Origin of the sequence: Marinagarivorans algicola, assembly GCF_001292705.1 — a bacterium.
In the GTDB taxonomy this organism is placed as follows: Bacteria; Pseudomonadota; Gammaproteobacteria; order Pseudomonadales; family Cellvibrionaceae; genus Marinagarivorans; species Marinagarivorans algicola.
Map to the genome: position 1 here is coordinate 38,600 of NZ_LGAK01000015.1, position 19,612 is coordinate 58,211.

A 19,612-nucleotide genomic window follows, 5' to 3' on the forward strand; every position below is an offset into this window, starting at 1 on the left:
GGGCGTAGAGTTTTGAATGCTGCGCTGTTAAGAAGTATTTTGAGCGGTAATCATGAATAATGAGATCAACGCTCCCGATAAGGTTTGGGAGTACAAGCGTAATGCAGAAATTAGGGACATGGCCAACTGGCCAGAGGGCATGCAGCGCATTGCTCTGGTTGTAGAGTACCAAGGCAATGAATACCAAGGTTTTCAGCGGCAGATATCAGCCAAAAAAACAGTGCAAGGTGAGTTGGAAAAAGCACTGAGTAATGTCGCAAATGAAGCGATCACTCTAGCATGTGCTGGCCGAACAGACGCTGGCGTACATGCAACACAGCAAGTGGTCCACTTTGATACTCGTGCGGTGCGCTCACTGAAAGCTTGGCGAGAGGGTATCAATACGAAGCTGCCAGACAGTATTCGTGTGCAGTGGTCGGGGCAGGTTAGCCCATTATTTCATGCTCGTTTTTCGGCAAGAGGTAGGACCTATCGTTATGTGCTATGCCCGAGCGAAGTTAAGCCTGCTTTAATGCGCAATAACGTGAGTTGGACTAAATATACGTTGGATATTGCTTTAATGCAGCAAGGGGCTAATTATTTAGTGGGTGAGCATGATTTCACATCGTTTAGGGCCAAGCTTTGTCAAGCTTCTAGCCCGGTGCGCTATATTCGGCATATTCACTTTGTACAATGCGGTGGTTTTATTGTGATGGAAATTAAAGCAACGGCATTTTTGTATAATATGGTACGCAATATTGTTGGCTCGTTGATAGATGTTGGTCGTGGTGCTCGATCGCCTCAGTGGATTGCTGAGGTGCTTGCAGAGCGCTCGCGTGCTGCGGCAGGTACTACAGCTCAACCCACAGGTTTGTATTTCGTCGGAGTGGATTATCCTGATTATCCTGAGATTCCAAGCCATGCCCAAGGCCCCGATTTTGTGGCGCCTTGGTTTCAGGTTTGATGGCGGTTTTTTGATGTTGAGCTATTAGTAAAAAACTGATACAAAAAATCGAATAACGTTGGCTTTTAATGAATACAAAGGCTCTTCACCAGGGCTATATGCTGACGACCCATCAAGACGACCTGTGGCGTTGCGAAAATTTTTGTAATCAAAGCGCATATGGTCAATTTGAAGGTTGATGGTGGTGCGGTCTATGTGCGACCACCATTTCCTTTCAACCTCATAATAAACGCCTAGCCCCAAAGTCAATGAGCTGTATTTGCTCATTTCTTTATCCCGGGCTAAAAATTCTTGTGCATTTGAGTATTCAAAAAGGTCAGAATAAAAGTTCGCCTGGCTTTGGTTGTAGCTTCTAATACTCGCTTGTAATGTCCACTGTTCCTTGTAGCGTTGCAAGTATCTCAGTTCAAAATTGTTGGCTTTTATCGCCCAGTTATCCGACGTATTGCGTACTTCTCCTCGGATAGAGGCGCGATTGGGTAAGCGATAAATAGTACGCAAAGCAATAGCATCGCTGTTGCGTGTGCTGGGATAGCGCTCTTTTTGTGAGCCTGCTGAGCCATCACTATTGAGGTAGTGCACAAAGCGATAGGGGTTATTTAAAAAACCTTGCTCAGAGACTGCCTCGGCACTTAAGCCCAGCATCCATTTTGGCGTCAAAATTTGATTAATACCGAGTCTAAATCGCCTACGGCTTAACTCTGCCTCAAAGCTCTCGTTGCCCTTTTCGCTTACGGTATCGTCGCCGTGTGTGTAACCTAGCGATAAGGTGGTCATATCCCCAAAAAACTCTTGGCTAATATCAAAGCTGGCTGTGCTAGCCTCGTAATCGTTTTCGGTTGATTGCGCTCCACTTATAGAGATGATGACTTTGTCGTAAAGGTAGTCGGCCCCTAAGCTGTACTCGGTGCGCTCTTCCTCGTAGGCGCTGGCGCCAGAGGTAATGACATCAATTGAGGCACTAGAAACTTGGTCGACATAATAATTTCCATAAAGCGAGACTTTATTTTTGATGTTTTTACGCACCAAAACAGAAGGCCCGTTAATTTGAATGCCGCCACCATCATAGCTGTGATAAAGCACATCAGAGCGATCTTTGGGTAGATTAGCCGCGAGCGCTACAGGCGCTAGTATAGTCAAGGCTAGAATGATGCCTGCTAAGCGTATCTGCGAGGTCAGGCGATGATGGTTAATTGCAGCCACAACCACCCCCTGAACTCCCTTCAGCGCCTCGCCCTGCTTCCCTTGCCTCGTAGACGTGGTTCATATAACGCGTGGACACTGGGTCTTTTTCAAAGGCCATAAGCTCATCGGCCAGATAACTCCGCTGATAAGGTTTAACCCATGGCTTGAAGTTGGAGCACCCAGTTAGCGCTAGCAGTAATATAGCGATAAAAATATTTTTCACTCTCATTAGTGGTGGCGCACCAATTATTTAGCTAGTAATTTTTTAATTTGAGCGATATAAGCGGCTTCTTCACCGGGCTTATAGCCTTTGTGCAGGTAGGTCATGTTGCCGTCTTTATCAATAAAAAAAGAAGAGGGCATCGCTTCTACATCAAAAGCTTCACTGGCGAGGTTGGCGCTATCATCGAGTACTGGAAAGCTAATCGGTGTATCGGCTAAAAAGCCATCACGATCCTCAACTTCAGCGTCAATATTGACACCTAACAATTCAAATCCTGCATCTTTATAGTCTTTATACATTTTTTCGAGCAAGGGCATTTCTTGACGGCAAGGACCGCACCACGATGCCCAAAAATTTACCATCACGACTTTGCCTTTGAGGTCGGCAAGGCGAACATTTTTGCCTGTTGTCGATTTAAGGGTGATATCAGGTGCCTTACCTGATAGTTCGCCAGCGCTAACGCTGACCGCAAATAGTGTTGCAGCTAGGGTGGTTAAAAGCTTTTTCATAGTGGTTCTCCAGTGTGAATGACACACAAATACGATGTTCATCAATAGCAGGGTATGTTCAGTCGCTTATATAACGACATAAATATGACTGCATAACTTCAATAATGTTTGGCTTTTATTCAATACTCACTGAGCACACTAGAAAAACAAGGTGACGCCGAGGTGTGTCTCTAAGTTTTGGATGTCTTTATCTTCACCAAATAGTGCATGAGTCATTAAATGGTTGCGAACATCCCAGTGCATGGCAATCCAGTCGGTTACAAATAGTCTAAGGCCACCACCAACGTTGTAAGTGAAGTATTCATCGCTAGCAAATAAGGTGTTGCCTGCACCAAGTATGAAATAAAAGCTGCTATTAAATGCCCACTTCCCAATAAACAGCTCACCGGGTAGTAAATTAAACCCTAAGTTAAGGTTGTAATAACTGAGGTCTCTCTCGTCGTCGGTCAGCAGCGGTGGGAAGCCTGCAATTTTTTCTGAACTGCTTTTTTGTAGCTTAGAAATACCGTAGTTGGCTTCAGCAAACCAATCTTCACTAATATGGTAAGCAATACGAACGCCATAAACGTCATTGCTGCCAAAATCTTCAAAACTTAAAACACCAGCATAAAAACCAAATTCCCAGTTTTCAGCATCAATTTCGGCTTCTTCGATGTCGCGTCGCTCTATATCAGGCTGTACAACATCGGCCAATAATGTACTTGAGTCTTGTGCGACTGCGTTATGACCAGTGATGCCACAGCTTACCAGTGCAATTAAAACAGCACCCCGAATCCAGCTTTCCACTCTTCTACCTCCTCATTTACGTCGCGGGTGGTTAATATCGTATGTTTATCGTATTCCACTCGCAATACCAAGCGGTTAGATGGGTAAAAAAACAAGCCACCCCCGACGGTTAACAGAGGATCTTCTCTATCAACGGGCTGTACAATAATTGTACTAGGGTTGGTCTGAATAACGCCTGAACTGAGCTTGATAAAGGGAGTTACGCGCCAATCGGGGAATGGTTTGTGTATCACACTTAAGCTGGCTGTTTTTAAATTGGAGTAATTGCCAAAGGCTTGTGTGTAATTGAGCTCTACTTGAATATTGGGTGTAAAGTGATACCCCAAATAAGAAGTATAGGCAATAGCACCATCAAGGCTACCGGTTGTAACACCAATTTCATAGGCGTTATTTTGATGGTCTTGCCAGCCTTTATTACCAAAATTTAGCCGCGCATTATTTTGATTGACGGTGTGATCCATGTCTTGACGTGCTATCCAGCCTATTTTACCGTCTTGCGTCTCTACTTTAAACCAGTCGTTGCGACGTTTATAAAGATAAACAGCATGGTTTTTTTCAATAACATGAAAAATAGGGTAACCGCGACCGGCAAACGTCCGTAAATCTACGTACGGGGCAGTAATTGTCAGTATGCGTTGTTTGTCTTGCCAGTGCGCGGGTAGTGCGGTTTGGGTGAAGCCTTGCTCGGTATGGCTTTGAATGTTGTAACCATTCAAATCTTGAGTAGTTTGAGTAATTTGAGTAGTTTGAGCGAAAGCTGAAACGGTAATGCTGATTAACGAGCCAAATAGTAAGGCGCGAGCAGACGCTAACCCCACTGTTAAATAAAGGGCACTTTGGGTGACTTTCTTTATTAGGCCTGCGCCCCGTGTACAAAGCTTGATCATCAGTTATTCTTAGTTATCTAGTGGCGCATCAAAGGGGTTATTGTAATACTGCGCGCCTATATCTAGCCACTCCGCGATGAGGCGTAGTTCGCTTGCTGACATTATTCCGCTGTGAATCACATCATCACCGGTAAATAATTCAAAAAAACGGCTCGCTGTTGCACTACCACCGCGCATAGGATTGCTTTCGCGACGACAAGTGCGAACGACAGTTTGGCGTATACTACCGTCGTCATTTAACACTAATTCACCCTCATCATCGACAGTATCTTGCTGCATCGAGGTATAAATCGGCGATAAACTACCGTCCGCCTCGTTAAGAGTAAGTGCTAAGCGTGGATTAAGCAATTGACGATAAGAAGCAACAAAGTCCATCGAGAGGTTTTGGTTGCAGTTGTTATCCTCGGTAACAGCGCCGGTATCTGCTTCTGGTGGGACGACAACTGTTGGCATTTCTCGTGTTAAAAATAAGCTGCTTGCCGTTAATAAGGGCATTCCGTCGGCATTCTTATAGTCAGCGCTATGGCACCGGGTACAGGTATAGTCAGCGATGAGTGTTTTAGGATCCATATCGGTGGCGCCAGGGCTGCATTGGCGTCTATCACGCTCCCACAAGGGCTGAATATGCGCATCATAGTGAATCGTAATACGGCACAGACTATTCCATTGAGATTTAGCGAAAGCTGAAGGATTAGTACTACTGGCGCATTGAGTAGGCTTTTGCCAACTGACTGGTTCTTTAGTATCTGCGCTACCATCGGTTGGTAGGCAGTTATTATCAAAAAATGGTGGTAGATTATCGGCGCTCGTTGGTGCAATGAGTTCGTAGGCTAAAACGATCTCTTTTTCTAAGCTTTCGGGTGGGCTCCAAATATCTTGAAAGAGTACATCAATGGTCGGGGTGCGCACCTGACCATAAGTTGTGTCAAATGTTTCGGCGAGCGTTTCGCCGACAGCGGTAAAGCCTGTGCTGGCTTCGGCGTCTCGCCGGCCATGTCCAGAGGGCTCTTCACGGCTCGCATCATGGCAGCCAGTACATTCAAAGGTTTCGCCAGCTTGTACTGAGAGCCAGTTTTCGTGGCGAGCATCACCAAAGAGTGTGTTATTTAAACGCTTGCCCGTTGCATCGACTAAGTTGAGCATTACGGGGATGTTGGCAGGTACTTTAAATTTTGCTGAGCCATCGGCTTCAACTGGCACATAACCGACAATATCACGCATTAAATGCGTACGGTTGACACCAAATGCTGAGCGGTCAAAATCCAATACTTCGTCGCTAGGAATAGCAACATTTTTAACGATACGAATAAAGCGAGCAGGGCGCATGCTGGGTTCGACATCTGCAGGGTTAGGGCTTAAATCAGCTGGCAACATACCATCCATATCATAGACATTGCGAATATTAATAATGCCAACACCTTCGCTTTTAAGTGCGTTGTCTATTTCTGATGATGGGCTTGTGGCCAGCATTTTGGGGAAAAATACCACAACTTCGGTGTACATCTCATCTTCGGTTGCTGGTTTGAGCGGTTGCATGGTACCTGCGCGATTGTTAAGCACCCAGAGGCCAAAATTAGGGGGCGCTGTCACAATATCGGGTTTGTTGCGGAAGGTTTCTTCACAGGGGTAAATTTTATCTTCATCAGCCGAAAATAAACGGCATGGACTCCAGCTCGTTATATAGCGTCCGGTACCGTCATTTAGTGCAAAGGCAGAATTATAAAATCCGCCCATTGATAGCGGCTTAGGGTCGCTCTCATCGATATTAACCAAAAGGGGGGCTAGCGAGGCTTGAGTGCTGCCTACGCCCGGGTTTTGCGGATTTGGCGTATCGAGGTCAATAAAATGAGCGGTGTCGATGGTAATGATATCGCCGCCCCAGTTGTTGCTTTGGCGCGCGCGGAGGTTGACGAGTAATTGTCCATCAGTTATTTCCCGGGCCTCCCAAAAAGTAGCCCCAGTATCGTCGGTGGTTTGGCCATTTAAGCCGTACAGCTTTTGCACGTTACTGCCGTCGGGATGAACCGTGTAAAAGCTCAAGCTGTCATGATTGAGCATGTTATCCCAGCGCAAAAATACAATGCGACCATCGCTGAGCACCGAAGGCTGTAAGTCATGACTTGGATTGAATGAAATTTGGTTAATGTTTTCGGTGAGCGGATCGTAAATATGTAAGTTAAATGCATCGGCTGTGAGGTCTTCATCTTGGCCAGCGTATTGAGCTTTTTCTTCATCCAGTAAAATAGCTTTAGTCCGCTTTTGTCGCGTTGATGTAAAAACAATTCGGCCATCGGGCAAATAGTGCGGTGAGACATCATGGCCTAGCTCTGCCTGAGTGGGCTTAATCAGCTGCGTTAGAGTGTCTTCCTCTAGGTTGTATTCCCAGATATTCCAAGTGGGCTGTTCATTATCGCCAGCATTTGGATCTGCGGGTGCGCGCAAAGCAAATAATAGCTTTGTTCCATCGTGTGAGGGCTCTAAATCTTTTATGTCGATGAGTGCTGGGGTGAGTTCACTGGTTGGGTCTTCGGGATCGATATTCACCTTAGGGAATAGGTCCTCGGTGATTATTTTTTCTAGGGCAGAGCTTTTAGCGCGGTCTTTGATGATGAGTTTGGCGCCAGGGAAAAAAGCTGCGGGATCGAGAATGTTTTGCTCACGCACTATACCTTCCTCATCGATAGGAAGACTTCTGGATACAAAAGCTAAAGGGTAATCTACGACAACGGGGTCTTCGTCTTGTTGCCTTTGCGTGTTATTGGCCTCATTGCTGACATCACAACCGGCAAGGCCTAACGCCAACACTGTTAAACCTAGGAGGTCTTTAAAGTGGGAACCGACACGACAGGTGATCGCTTGAATTAAGGGGTGAAGCATTGGCATGAGACTCTCTATCCTATGGGGCTATTCTTTTTTGGCGGTTTTGGGTGTGCTCTTACACGTACTGTTCTCGTCATAAGTTGACGTTTAGCGCCTAATTAACGCCTAAAATGCAGTAAAGCACTCACGCTGTGTTTACAGTGTAGGCAAAGGTTTTTTTAACGTTAACTATTGTAACCTTTGATGACGTTGTTTGCGGCTACCAATGACTCAATTGTGCGCAAAACTTTGCTGTCATTCATTGCAATCATGCTTTTTATTGCACAGCGCGAGTGTGGGCAGAGCTAATGCCGCTAAGCTAACTTAAAGCCGTCCCATATAGGTGATCAATTGTCTATTTTCTAGCGCTGTGTACCATATTTATGCATCACCTAGACTATTTACACTCTTAAGATTAGCTTTTTATTACTGCTTTGCGGGTCCTGACTCAACTGGTCCTTAATCTTAATATGGGACTTGTCTTTAGTTTGCATGTTGATTGTTAGAGTGACGTGCCATTTTAATATGGAATGTTAATAGCGTTAGCTCTCCATGTGTTTACCGCTTTTTTATAAAGTGGGATGTGCCGTATTTAATGAGCCTTGTCTCTATAGGTTCTGTTTCCAATTTCTGCGCTGAATCTCGCTCTGCTATATGTTTTAGAGCTAAATGTGTGTTGAGTCTATATTTGGCACTCTTTTCATTTTCGGTTCAACGCTTTTGTATTATTGTGGAATGAAAGCTGCTGTTTATTCCCCTTAAAAATGATTGGGCATTAGGTATTCATTATGGTTTTACAAAAGCACAACAGTCGTTGCTGGATTACTGCGGCACGCGTTATAATTTTGGGGGTGGGATGTTTGGCTGCGAGCATAGCCACAGCAGGTGCTGTGGAGCAAGCTAAGCGATTGCATGAGCGTATTGCCGGCGTGCCGCCGAGCGATAGCGGTAGTGTTTTACAGTCCATGGCAGATGATATTGCTGCCGGTAACGCTAAAAAAGCTGCGTATACCGCTATGCAAAATGATGCATTTTATAATGTCACTTTAGTCAATTGGGCTGCGCCATGGACTAACCGCGAGCAAAATGTTTTTGTTGATCTTAACGATTACACCGCAACGGTTGTGGGTCTAGTAAGAGACGATGCCGACTTCAGAGCTTTATTGTTCGGCGATATTATTTATCATGCACCGAGTATCACCCCAGCTTACGCAGTTAATAATAACGCTCATTATGAGGCGATAGAATCAGCGGGTGTACCGCTGCAAACCACACTGACCAAGGCGGTACAATCTACGCTTACAGGTTTACCTTCGCAAGCTACCGCCGGTGTTATGACAACCCGTGCTGGTGCAAAAGCTTTTTTTAAAGCGGGTACCAATCGTGCTCAGTTACGCTTTACCTTACTTAACCATTTATGCCATGACTTAGAGCAGCTACACGATGTCACAAGAGTGCCCGACCGTATTCGCCAAGATGTTTCGCGTTCACCAGGGGGCGACTCTAGAGCTTTTTTAAATGGCTGCCTTGGTTGTCACAGCGGTATGGACCCATTAGCGCAAGCCTTTGCTTACTACAACTATGACTATGATGCCGATAATGATCTCACAGGTGAGCAAGGTCAGTTGCAGTACAATCAAGTGGGTATGGTGGATACTGCCACAGGTACACGTGTACAGGCTAAATATCACTTTAATGCAGCTACCTTCAGGCCCGGTTTTATCACGCCAGATGATGAGTGGCGTAACTATTGGCGCGAGGGTGTCAATGCTAATTTAGGGTGGAGTACAAGCTTACCCGGTACCGGCATTGGGGCTAAAAGTATGGGGCAAGAACTCGCCAGTAGTGAGGCATTCGCTAGCTGTCAGGCGACTAAAGTTTTTAAGGCCATGTGTTTTAGAGAGCCAAGCCAGCAGGCTGACCGAAACCAGATCACTGCAATGGTGAGTAACTTTAAAGCAAAAGCTTATAGTGCCAAAGAACTATTCGCTGACGCCGCTATTTACTGTATGGGGGAGTAGCAATGAATTTGAGTCTGCGAAAAAGACGACTAAATATACGACGATTAGCCTTAAATGTATGTGCTTTATGGTGGATGTATGGCGCAATACTGTTGACCACAAGTGGATGCAGTCAAGATAGTGCGCCAACAAATGATATTAACCCTCCTGCGGTTGTAGAAGATGACGGCGTGGGCATTGTTTACAAAGGCCCTAGCCCCACGACAGCCGATGTTCAGCGTTTTATGGTGAATGTATGGAGCAATATAGCCTTGGACAGCCGCTGCGGTGCATGCCACATAGAGGGTGGGCAAATGCCAGAGTTCGCACGGCGAGATGATATTGATCAAGCCTATGTTGCGGCTAGTACGGTTGTTGATTTAGAAACGCCTTCACTCTCGCGTATGGTTGCGAAGGTGGCAGGTGGCCATAACTGCTGGTTACCTGAAGCGAGTGTCTGCGCCGATACGTTAGTGACATGGATTTCGGCTTGGGCCAATGCGGCCAATGCCGCCGCAGGAGAGGGCGCAGCAAAAAGCGTCATTACTTTATTGCCGCCGGAGGTTAAACCGGTTAAAGATAGTAAGCCGTTTCCCGAAGCCAGTACTGACTTTGAGTCAACGATATACAGCCCTTTTTTGCGGCGTTATTGTGCTGAGTGTCATGCGGCTGATAGTCCCACCCCTCAGCAACCTTATTTTGCGGGCAGCCAAGTTGATGCCGCTTATACCGCGGCAAAAAGCAAGATCAACTTAAATGCACCCGAGCGCTCGCGCATGGTGGCTCGACTCCAAGAGGAATCGCACAATTGCTGGAGTGCTAGCTGTGCCAATGATGCGGTTGCTTTGCAAAAGGCGATTGAGCAATTTGCCAGCGGCATTGAAGCGGTCAAGGTGAATGACAAATTAGTGGTTAGCAACGCATTGCAATTGGCCGCTGACGGCATTGTTGCCAATACTGGTGGGCGCGTAGAGCCAGATATTATTGCGAAGTATGAATTTAAAACCGGCCATGGCCAGGTAGCTTATGACACCTCGGGTCAAGAGCCTGCGCTTAATTTGAACCTAAGTGGTGATGTTGCGTGGTTAGAGGGTGGTGTTTGGGGGCTACGCTTTTTAGGTGGGCGAGCGCAAGGCGCTACTGCTGTGAGCAAAAAACTTCACCGTAAAATAACGTTTACCCAAGAGTATTCTATTGAAGCGTGGGTAGCACCGGCCAATGTAACCCAAGAGGGGCCTGCACGGATAGTCAGTTATTCAGGTGGTAATAATAGCCGTAATTTTACGCTTGGACAGTCAATGTACAACTACGACGTTATGAACCGCACTCTTATTACAGACTTAAATGGCGAGCCTCGAGTTTCTACGCCTAATGCCGATGAGATCCTACAGGCCACGTTACAACATGTTGTGATTACCTTTAGCAGTCTAGAGGGGCGCCGTATTTATGTTAATGGCGAGTTAATTACTCAAGAGCCAGTGGTCGACGACGTCGATAATAGCATCAGTAATTGGGATGACACATTCGCATTAATTTTGGGTGTTGAGACCTCAGGCATGTACCCTTGGCTGGGTTCTATGCGGTTTTTGGGGATACACAGTCGTGCGCTGACAGCTGAAAGCATTATGGCTAACTATGAAGCGGGTGTTGGCGAAAAGTTCTTCTTATTGTTTCGCGTGACCGATAACCTAAGTGCAGGTGCTATTAGTGAAGGAGCAGAAGCTTATGTGGTTTTTGAGGTAGAACCCTACGATAGCTATAGCTATTTGTTTGCCAACCCCTTCTTTTATATTCTCGATCCAAATAAAACAGCGACATCGACAGCACCTGTACCTCTGAAGGATATCCAGATAGAGGGCATGCGCATTGGTGTAAATGGTCGTGAAACGCTGATTGGTCAAGCGTATGCCAATGTCAAAGCGCTGATCAATACACAAAATTATATCGCAGGTGAAGGGCAGTCGCTGTCGTCTTTAGGTGCTCTGATTCCTGTAGAGCAAGGGAAGTCATTGGATGAGTTCTTTTTGACGTTTGATACGCTAGAGGCAAAAACCTTTATTCGTCCTGCCGAAGTGACAGCACCGCAGGTCGAGCCAGAGGATACTCCCGAGGGTGATCAGCCAGCGACTGTAGGTGTTAAAACCTTCGCTGAAATTAACGCTAGCTTAGCGCAAATGACGGGCGTCAGCGCAACAAACCCAGCGGTGAAAGAAACCTATCAAAAAGTAAGACAACAATTGCCTGTTGATGAAAATATGGAGGGCTTTTTACCCGCTCATCATATGGGAGTGACGCAGTTGGCGGTGACTTATTGTAATGCACTGATTAATAGCCCTGCCTTACGTAATCCCAAATTCCCCGACTTTGACTTTAATGCTCAGCCTAGTACAGCTTTCAGTGTGAGGGGTCGAGCGGCAATGATTACCCCTCTATTAAATGCCTTGGTTATTACATCAAGCGCTGGGGAGTTGAATTCAGGTCCCTCTGTGCAGGCAACGCGCACTGAGCTAAATAAACTCGTTGATATTATGACCCGCTGTGGCACTTCTTGCCCTGCAGGCACAACCCTTAATACCGCCACCGCCGTTTGTGCCGCTGCTTTAGGCAGTGCTGCAATGCTTGTGCAGTAGGAGATAAACCATGAAAAAGCAGCGTTTTAAAACACAGCACTTTCACCCTGATGATGCCTTGGCACACCCCGACCATCACAAGCCCAAAACACGCCGCGATATGATTTCACAAGGGTTTGTCGCCGGTGCCGCCAGTGTTTTAGGTGCACCCTGGTTAGCCAATGAGGCAATGGCCGCGTTGTCGTCTGATGTAGTCACAGGAAATAATGGCAACAACTGTCAGCTCGAATACGGAGGGGCCAATAAGATTCCTTTCATCTGCTTTGATTTGGCTGGCGGCGCTAATATTGCTGGTAGTAATGTTTTAGTTGGTGGCCCTGGCGGGCAAAAAGATTTTTTAAGTGCTAGTGGTTATTCTAAGCAAGGCTTACCAGGCGATATGGCGCCCTCGGTTGTGAACCCCGATACCGAGACAAACGACTTTATTAATGAAGAGCTTGGCTTAGCGTTCCATTCTGACAGTCAATTCTTGGCGGGTATTCTTGAAAAAACCTCTGCGGCAACACGCTCGCTGATTAATGGCGCGGTGATCGCGGCACGCAGTGAGAATGATACAGGTAATAACCCCCATAACCCTATGTACGGTATTTATAAGGCCGGTGCGGCGGGTGCTTTATTGCCACTGTGTGGGTCTACCAGTAGCGTCTCTGGCGGTAACTCAATGGCACCGGCGAGCATGATAGACCCCGCAGCTCGGCCAACCAAAATTGATCGCCCTACGGACGTGACAGGCTTAGTCGATACCGGAGGGCTCGTTGGCTTACTATCAAAAGAGGATACCGTTGCGGTTATGGAGTCGATGTATCGCATCAGTGATGCCAAGCTGGGTGCCGTAGAGACGCAGCGCGCGCGTGATGCCGTGATCAAACAGCATGTACGGTGTAGTTATGCGAAAAGTGCCGATATCGTCTCGCAGTTTGGCGGCTTAGATTTAAGCCCTTTATCTGATCCAGATATTGTTGGTGAGACAGGTATTTTTAGCATTGAAGAAATGGGCGATAGAGAGTTTAGTAAAACAGCATCGGTGATGAAGCTGGTGCTAGATGGCCCTTCTCGTAGTAATGGTCAGCCAGGCGCTTATGCCGGTGCAGGCACTGTGACGCTTGGTGGTTATGACTATCACACCGGGGATCGCTCAACGGGTGAGGCCCGTGATCTACGTGCAGGGCGCTGTATGGGAGCCGTATTGGAGTATGCTGCGCGTAAAGGTAAACCCGTTATGATGTATGTCTTTAGTGATGGCTCTGTTTTTTCTAATGGTACAGTCGATAGTAGCGAGGGCGGCCGCGGTAAGGGGGTGTGGACAGGTGATGACCAACAAACCGCCAGTGCCTTCTTTTTAGTCTTTAACCCCGGCGCTCGAGCAACCTTACTGCAAACTGGCAATAAAACACCTGAGCAACATCAGCAAATTGGTTTCATGCGTGCTAGTGGAGATGTTGAAACTTCTTCTAGCCCCGCAGCTAATAACGTCAATTCTTTAGTAGAAACGGTAGTGTTAAATTATCTTGCTTTGCACGGCGATCAAAACCGGTTGATTGAGATTTTTCCTAAGCATGGTTTAGGAGGGGCTGAGCGCATGGATCAATTGACTGCATTTGAGCCGATTGTACAGGGGACGCTATAATTTTTAATGTATTCGTTAGGTGGGTTTAGGGGCAAAAACGGGAATAAAAGCAGTCTTTCTCTTACATATCATGCTAACTAATGCGTTATTCGTCGGAAACCCATGCAAAAGTAGGGCTTTTTGTCATAAATTGCCGCTCATGTTACTTAACGGAGTGGCGCATAAATCAACAATTGGTTAAAATTTAACCTCTTCTACAATTGTGTTGATATGTGAATTTATATGAAAGTCGATTTTGAAAGTTTACCAATTCTTTTGCAAAAAGCGCGTGAGTCAGTAGTCTTGACTGCACGTAAAACACTCGCGGGTTTTGACCTCACTGAGCAGCAGTGGCGCGTTATTCGCACAACTTACCTTAACGGTGAATTAAACGCACAAACTCTGGCCTCGCAAAGTGCAATTTTAGGCCCTAGCTTGTCGCGTATATTAAATCGCTTAGAAGAAGAGGGCTTTTTGTTACGTAAAGTCTCGCCAGGCGATCAACGAGAATTAATTATTTCGTTAAGCGCTAAAGGTAAGCGTTTACACCAGAAGGTTCAGCCTAAGGTGCAAGCTAACTATGATGAGCTGAGTGCAAAGTTAAGCACAAAGAAAATCAGTGATCTTGTGGGGCTACTTGATGATGTTATTGCCCTAGAGCAGTAACCTCTCTAAGGTGCCTCTTACGTAACTCGACACGGCCCTCGCAATTTAAGCAGGTGGTAAAAAGCGCCACAGCGCCTAACAGCGTTAGTTGTGCCGTGCCAAAAAAAGCCAAGTACTCAAAAGGTGCTTGGCTTTTTTTGTCTCTTTAAAAGTTATTAACCCCCTTTTTTTGTGATAAGCATCACGTTTTTTTGTTTTTTTTGGCTGGCCTTAAAAGCCTGAGCTATATCCAGTGTGCATACGCTGCCTTGCATTACTTTTGGAATGACGGTTGCGTAAACTCAATAGGAAGGAGCAGATTATGGCGTTATCAAGGGTTAATCTTTCTCAAGCGTTTGATTTAGAGCCGGTTATCGCAGGTGACGACATTGATAACAGTGATTTGGTCTGGAATTTAGATCAATTTAAGCAGCAAAAACTCGCACAGGAGTTTGCGCTACAATTTGAAAATCGGCTGTGTATTTATTCAGCTTCGGTGGCTAAAATTTATACTAATTACAATGTGTTTTTCCCAAAGGAAGAAAACAGACAGTTAGTCATCTTACCGAATCCGTTTGCTTTTCATGATATCTTTCAAGAGGTGCCAGAGGTTGCAGTTAAGCCTACAGGTTTAATGATTATCCCGGATTATTACAGCGCTAAGAAGCAAAAAATGATGTTGCGTATTCCGTTGCGTCAAGGGAATGAACCCTATCGCTTTATTCCCCTAAATAAGGGCTTAAAACTCATTAATAGCCGCCGCCCACCCGATCAGCCTTTACTCCCTTTACTCGTCAAGGGGGATTTTCGCGAGCTTGATGAGGGGACGCCAAGTTTGCATTTGCATTCGATTAATTTAAACAAGGTGAGTGGTTTATCGCCGATGGAAATAGCCGGCATTCGATCTGTGATTTTGGCTAAAATGGATTGTTTGTAAAATAGATCACTTATAAACAGGCATCGCAGACTCAAACAAGTGGCGTATAAAAAAAGGGCCTGCACCTATTGGCGGCAGGCCCTTTCGCGGTGTGCTGTTGAGGCTTATCCGTTGAAGCGGTTAAACAGTAAAGTGGCATTTGTGCCACCAAAACCAAAACTATTAGACATAACGCTATTGATCTGTGTCTCGCGCAGGCTACTGACAATATCCATGCCGGCTGCTTTCTCGTCGAGTGTGTTGACGTTGGCGGAAGCGCTAATAAAGCCGTGCTGCATCATGAGTAAGCTGTAAACGGCTTCCTGTACGCCGGTGGCGCCCAGTGAGTGGCCAGTCAAAGATTTAGTTGAAGCAATAGGAGGGGTAGATTGGCCAAATACTTCGCGTACAGCGCCTAGTTCGGCCATATCCCCTACGGGTGTGCTGGTACCGTGCGAGTTAATGTAATCGATAGGTAAATCACTCCCTTGCATTGCCATGCGCATACAGCGTGCTGCGCCTTCGCCGCTAGGGGCTACCATATCGTAGCCATCACTGGTGGCGCCATAGCCAACAAGTTCGGCGAGAATATTAGCGCCGCGCGCCAGAGCGTGATCGAGTGACTCAACTACCAAACAGCCACCACCACCAGCAATGACAAAGCCATCGCGATCGGCATCGTAGGGGCGCGACGCTTGATCGGGTGTTTCGTTGTATTTAGTTGATAGTGCGCCCATAGCATCGAAGAGGCCAGTGAGAGTCCAATGCTCTTCTTCGCCGCCGCCAGCAAATACAATATCTTGCTTGCCAAGTTGGATCAGCTCCATAGCATTGCCAATACAGTGTGCACTGGTGGCACAAGCAGAAGAAATGGAGTAGTTGACACCCTTGATTTTAAAGGGAGTCGCCAGACAGGCACTCGTGGTGCTGCCCATCGTTTGGGTAACACGGTAAGGACCTGCACGTTTAACGCCCTTACTGCGAATAATATCGGCAGACTCAACAACGCTGCGAGTCGATGCACCACCTGAGCCGACGATGATGCCCGTGCGCTCATTAGATACCTCATGAGGCTCAAGCCCAGCATGCGTAATGGCTTGCTGCATGGCAACATAGTTAAAACCAGCGGCATCACCCATAAAGCGCATCTGTTTGCGGTCTATATGCTCTGCAAGGTCGATATCAACAGAGCCGGAAATTTGACTTCTGAATTTTTGCTCTGCATAGCTTTCGTTAAAACGAATGCCGGACTTGCCTTCCTTAAGTGAGCTAAGGACGGTGCTTAGGTCATTACCTATGCAAGATACAATGCCCATGCCTGTGATCACAACGCGTTTCATGGCGACCCTCTCTATAGTGAATGATTATGACGCCACCGACTGCCGGCGGCGATAATGAGTATTAAGCTAGACTGTTACAATTAAAATGAATCAGTATTGGTAAACAAGCCAACTCGTAAATCTTTGGCGCTATAGATCTCGCGGCCGTCAACTTCTACTGTGCCGTCGGCAATACCCATCACCAGTTTGCGTTCAATGACACGCTTGAGTGTAATACGGTAGGTTACTTTTTTTGCCGTCGGCAAAACTTGCCCAGTGAATTTCACTTCTCCAGAGCCCAGTGCGCGGCCTTTTCCTTTGTTGCCTTTCCAAGCCAAAAAGAAACCAACCAGCTGCCACATAGCGTCAAGACCCAAGCAACCAGGCATCACAGGATCGCCGGGGAAGTGACAGTCAAAAAACCAGAGGTCGGGAGTGATGTCGAGCTCGGCTACAATTTCGCCCTTGCCATGCTCGCCAGTCGTTGCGCTAATTAACTTAATGCGATCGAGCATTAACATGTTAGGCACAGGAAGTTGTGCGTTGCCTGGGCCAAAAAGTTCGCCGTGACCACAGGCGAGTAATTCATCGCGCTCGTAAGAAGACTTTGGTTCAAAGGTGTGCATAGATAGCTCGTTGATGTTTGACGCTGGGGCCTTTAATGCTCCAAGCTGGGGTTAATGCTCCAGTAAGGTGCAAAGGCTGATTATTGAAAAGTAATTGGTTTAGAATGAAAGTTCAATTCAAAACTCAGGGGGTGCCATTCTAACGTCAAAGCTGGTGTTGTCCAGCGTCGCGCTTTTTTTCTGGCTTGTCTTCTCACTCGGCCGCCTATTTGCATGCAATCGAAATATGCCTTGTGGTATATTCGATGTCTTGCTAAGTCATTGATCTTCAAATCTAAGGATAAATCATGATTAAAAAATGCTTATTTCCCGTTGCCGGTTACGGTACTCGCTTTTTACCTGCTACTAAGTCAATGCCAAAAGAAATGCTGCCTGTGGTGAATAAGCCACTCGTACAATATGGAGTAGAAGAGTCGCTAGAAGCCGGTTTGACTGATATCGGCTTTGTTACGGGGCGTGGTAAGCGTGCGATTGCTGATCATTTCGATGTGAGCTATGAGTTGGAGCATCAAATTGCAGGCTCTGCTAAAGAAGAATATTTGAGTTCTATTCGTGATGTGATGGCAAAAGGGGCGTTTTCATTTACTCGTCAGCGCGAAATGCGCGGTTTGGGCGATGCTATTTTAAACGGCAAGCGCTTGATTGGTGATGAGCCCTTCGGCGTTGTGTTATCTGATGACTTGTGTGTAGCGAATGACGGCGGTGACGGTGTCTTGACGCAGATGGTCGCGCTTTATAAGCAGTTCCGTTGTAGTATTGTGGCTATTCAAGAAGTCCCTGAAGATCAAATTCATAAGTTTGGTGTTATTGCTGGTGAAGCCATCAAAGATGGTATTTATCAAGTGACAGATATGGTTGAAAAGCCCACCAAAGAAGAAGCGCCTACCAATTTGGCGATTATTGGCCGCTATATCCTTACTCCCGATATCTTCGAAATCCTCGAAAAAACGCCACCCGGTAAAAACGGCGAAGTGCAGTTGACCGATGCCCTGCTTACTCAAGCTCAGCAAGGTTGTGTGATGGGGTATAAATTTAAAGGCAACCGTTTTGATTGCGGTAGTGTTGAAGGGTTTGTGAGTGCGACTAATTTTGTTTACGAAAACATTTACAAAGGTTAAGTGAATTGATGGAAATTACCTGTTTTAAAGCCTACGATATTCGCGGTCGAGTACCTGATGAGCTTAATGAGGATGTCGCTTACCGTATAGGGCGTGCCTATGTTGAGTTTTTAGAGGCTAAAACTGTTGTTGTGGGTCACGATATTCGCTTAACAAGCCCAGCATTAACCGATGCGCTGGTTAATGGCATAACCGATGCCGGTGCCGACGTGGTTCATATTGGCGAATGTGGCACCGAAGAGGTGTACTTTGCAACATTTGAGCTAGGTGTTGATGGCGGTATTGTGGTCACGGCTAGTCATAATCCTATGGATTACAACGGCATGAAGCTAGTCCGTAAGGGGTCGCGACCTATTTCGGGTGATACGGGCTTAAATGATATTCAGGCCATGGCGCAAGCGGGTAATTTTAAAGCTGCCCAAAAAGGCAGTGTGTCACATAGAGATATGCGCCCAACTTACATTGAGCACTTGCTGACCTATGTTGATGTTAGCAAGCTAAAGCCTCTTAAAATTGTTGTGAATGCCGGTAATGGTGGAGCCGGCTTAGTACTGGACGCCATCGAAAAGCATTTGCCCTTTGAATTTATCAAAATTCATAATACGCCAGATGGCAGCTTCCCTAACGGTATCCCAAACCCCTTGTTACTCGAAAACCAAGGTGTTACCTCTGATGCTGTTAAAAAGCATGGTGCCGACCTCGGTATCGCGTGGGATGGTGATTTTGACCGCTGTTTTTTCTTTGATGAAAATGGCGCTTTTATGGAAGGCTATTACTTAGTCGGCTTGTTGGCGCAATCCTTTTTAATGAAAAACCCCGGCGCTTGCATTGTGCATGACCCCCGCTTGACATGGAATACCATTGATTTAGTGGAAGCCGAAGGTGGTCGTGCGATACAAAGTAAAACAGGCCATGCTTTCATTAAAGAGCGTATGCGCCTAGAAGATGCGGTATATGGCGGTGAAATGAGTGCTCACCACTACTTTAAAGATTTTGCGTATTGCGATAACGGCACCATTCCTTGGTTATTGATTACTGAAATGATGTCAGTGCGTGATGTGAAATTATCGACGCTAATTGGTGAGCGTATTAATGCGTTCCCTTGTAGCGGAGAAATCAACCGTCGTGTAACCAATACAACCGAGCTTCTCGAGCAAATCGAAAACACTTACGCCAGCGAGGCCCTGAGTGTTGAGCGCGTTGATGGACTCTCGATGGTCTTTGCAAACTGGCGCTTTAATTTGCGCTGTTCGAGCACTGAGCCTTTGTTTCGCTTAAATGTAGAGTCGCGAGGTGACCGCGCACTGATGGAGCAAAAAACGCAAGCTTTATTAGCGATTATTGATGCGGGTTAGTTGCT

At 46.4% G+C, this 19,612-nt stretch carries 16 protein-coding genes; 8 read left to right on the forward strand and 8 right to left on the reverse strand.

What is annotated here, in order from left to right; genetic code table 11:
- Positions 1 to 52: 52 nt before the first annotated feature.
- Positions 53 to 943, forward strand: coding sequence for a tRNA pseudouridine(38-40) synthase TruA (gene truA, locus AC438_RS06630; RefSeq protein WP_053980464.1), 891 nt, complete (start codon positions 53 to 55; stop codon positions 941 to 943).
- A gap of 24 nt (positions 944 to 967) precedes the next feature.
- Here the strand turns inward: truA and AC438_RS06635 are convergent, their stop codons facing one another.
- The 6 genes from AC438_RS06635 to AC438_RS06660 all read right to left on the reverse strand — a co-directional run bounded on the left by AC438_RS06635 (position 968) and on the right by AC438_RS06660 (position 7,410).
- Positions 968 to 2,146: a DUF3570 domain-containing protein gene (locus tag AC438_RS06635; protein WP_053980465.1), complete on the reverse strand. Its 1,179-nt coding sequence runs from the start codon at positions 2,144 to 2,146 to the stop codon at positions 968 to 970.
- Positions 2,133 to 2,357 carry a DUF4266 domain-containing protein gene (locus tag AC438_RS06640; RefSeq protein ID WP_053980466.1) on the reverse strand — a complete coding sequence of 75 codons (225 nt, stop codon included), beginning with the start codon at positions 2,355 to 2,357 and terminating at the stop codon, positions 2,133 to 2,135. The genes AC438_RS06635 and AC438_RS06640 overlap by 14 nt, the downstream gene beginning before the upstream one ends.
- A gap of 17 nt (positions 2,358 to 2,374) precedes the next feature.
- Positions 2,375 to 2,860, reverse strand: coding sequence for a TlpA disulfide reductase family protein (locus AC438_RS06645; protein ID WP_082354010.1), 486 nt, complete (start codon positions 2,858 to 2,860; stop codon positions 2,375 to 2,377).
- Between the two features lie 138 nt (positions 2,861 to 2,998).
- A complete protein-coding gene (locus AC438_RS06650; protein WP_053980468.1) occupies positions 2,999 to 3,646 on the reverse strand; it encodes an outer membrane beta-barrel domain-containing protein in 648 nt (215 codons plus the stop codon).
- Positions 3,616 to 4,533 carry an SH3 domain-containing protein gene (locus AC438_RS06655; protein ID WP_053980469.1) on the reverse strand — a complete coding sequence of 306 codons (918 nt, stop codon included), beginning with the start codon at positions 4,531 to 4,533 and terminating at the stop codon, positions 3,616 to 3,618. The genes AC438_RS06650 and AC438_RS06655 overlap by 31 nt, the downstream gene beginning before the upstream one ends.
- Positions 4,534 to 4,542: 9 nt before the next feature.
- Positions 4,543 to 7,410, reverse strand: a complete 2,868-nt coding sequence (locus tag AC438_RS06660; protein ID WP_162230700.1) for an HzsA-related protein — start codon at positions 7,408 to 7,410, stop codon at positions 4,543 to 4,545.
- 770 nt (positions 7,411 to 8,180) lie between these two features.
- Between AC438_RS06660 and AC438_RS06665 the strand changes: the two genes are divergently transcribed.
- The 5 genes from AC438_RS06665 to AC438_RS06685 all read left to right on the forward strand — a co-directional run bounded on the left by AC438_RS06665 (position 8,181) and on the right by AC438_RS06685 (position 15,210).
- Entirely contained in the window at positions 8,181 to 9,413 is a 1,233-nt protein-coding gene (locus tag AC438_RS06665; protein ID WP_238376334.1) for a hypothetical protein, read from the forward strand.
- 2 nt (positions 9,414 to 9,415) lie between these two features.
- On the forward strand, positions 9,416 to 12,022 hold the full coding sequence (locus AC438_RS06670; RefSeq protein ID WP_238376335.1) for a LamG domain-containing protein: 2,607 nt from the start codon (positions 9,416 to 9,418) through the stop codon (positions 12,020 to 12,022).
- Positions 12,023 to 12,032: 10 nt separating this feature from the next.
- The gene (locus AC438_RS06675) at positions 12,033 to 13,649 is read left to right on the forward strand and encodes a hypothetical protein (RefSeq protein WP_053980472.1); all 1,617 of its coding nucleotides are present in this window, start codon (positions 12,033 to 12,035) and stop codon (positions 13,647 to 13,649) included.
- Between the two features lie 222 nt (positions 13,650 to 13,871).
- A complete protein-coding gene (hpaR, locus tag AC438_RS06680) occupies positions 13,872 to 14,294 on the forward strand; it encodes a homoprotocatechuate degradation operon regulator HpaR (protein WP_053980473.1) in 423 nt (140 codons plus the stop codon).
- A 301-nt stretch (positions 14,295 to 14,595) separates the two neighbouring features.
- Positions 14,596 to 15,210 carry a hypothetical protein gene (locus AC438_RS06685; protein WP_238376336.1) on the forward strand — a complete coding sequence of 205 codons (615 nt, stop codon included), beginning with the start codon at positions 14,596 to 14,598 and terminating at the stop codon, positions 15,208 to 15,210.
- A gap of 104 nt (positions 15,211 to 15,314) precedes the next feature.
- On the opposite strand, the gene fabB is transcribed toward AC438_RS06685, so the two are convergent.
- Both fabB and fabA read right to left on the reverse strand, forming a co-directional pair.
- On the reverse strand, positions 15,315 to 16,529 hold the full coding sequence (fabB, locus tag AC438_RS06690) for a beta-ketoacyl-ACP synthase I (protein ID WP_053980474.1): 1,215 nt from the start codon (positions 16,527 to 16,529) through the stop codon (positions 15,315 to 15,317).
- Between the two features lie 80 nt (positions 16,530 to 16,609).
- Positions 16,610 to 17,134, reverse strand: coding sequence for a 3-hydroxyacyl-[acyl-carrier-protein] dehydratase FabA (gene fabA / locus AC438_RS06695; RefSeq protein ID WP_053980475.1), 525 nt, complete (start codon positions 17,132 to 17,134; stop codon positions 16,610 to 16,612).
- A 287-nt stretch (positions 17,135 to 17,421) separates the two neighbouring features.
- Between fabA and galU the strand changes: the two genes are divergently transcribed.
- Positions 17,422 to 18,252, forward strand: coding sequence for a UTP--glucose-1-phosphate uridylyltransferase GalU (gene galU, locus AC438_RS06700; protein WP_053980476.1), 831 nt, complete (start codon positions 17,422 to 17,424; stop codon positions 18,250 to 18,252).
- Positions 18,253 to 18,260: 8 nt separating this feature from the next.
- On the forward strand, positions 18,261 to 19,607 hold the full coding sequence (locus AC438_RS06705) for a phosphohexomutase domain-containing protein (RefSeq protein ID WP_053980477.1): 1,347 nt from the start codon (positions 18,261 to 18,263) through the stop codon (positions 19,605 to 19,607).
- Positions 19,608 to 19,612: the final 5 nt, after the last annotated feature.